At 57.9% G+C, this 544-nt stretch carries 1 protein-coding gene; it reads right to left on the reverse strand.

What is annotated here, in order from left to right; all coding sequences use genetic code 11:
• Window positions 1-86 precede the first annotated feature (86 nt).
• A complete protein-coding gene (locus ACT86A_RS27480) occupies window positions 87-356 on the reverse strand; it encodes a hypothetical protein (protein ID WP_445095129.1) in 270 nt (89 codons plus the stop codon).
• Window positions 357-544 lie beyond the last annotated feature (188 nt).

Consider the following 544-nt stretch of genomic DNA (forward strand, 5'->3'; position numbering starts at 1 on the left):
GGATGAATTGCTGAACGAAATCTGACGATGGGTAGCGCTACGCCGGGGCCTGGCCGTCGTCCCACCATCGACAACGGAAGTGCAAGCTACTCATAGGAAAAGCGAGTCGCCATCTGCCATCTGCCATCGGGGTTCTTTTGATACTGGTACACGGCCCCGCTCAGTCCGGAGCCGCATCGCTCGTGAAGTCCGACGAGGTCGCAGATCGCCTGGACAAGCTCGTCGTCGGGAAGATTGATCGGCTGAGCATCCGAGATGAGACTGTACTGAATCTGCCCGTCCTGCACTGTGATCGACAACTCGGCGCTGGTCTCGTCCTCGTAGACATGTCGCAACACATGACCACCGATGGCCATGTCAATCGGGTACTGCTCATCGACCGGAACGGGAGACCTACTCACCGGGCACAGTCTTCCTCAGGACAACGACTGCGACAACAAACAACCACGTTGACCTGTCCGAAACCAAGCTGACCTGCGCGAATGAATTGCTGAACAAAATCCGACGACGGACAGCCGGACGCGGCACCTTGTCGACGGGGCAT

The organism is Nocardia glycosmidis, assembly GCF_052545115.1.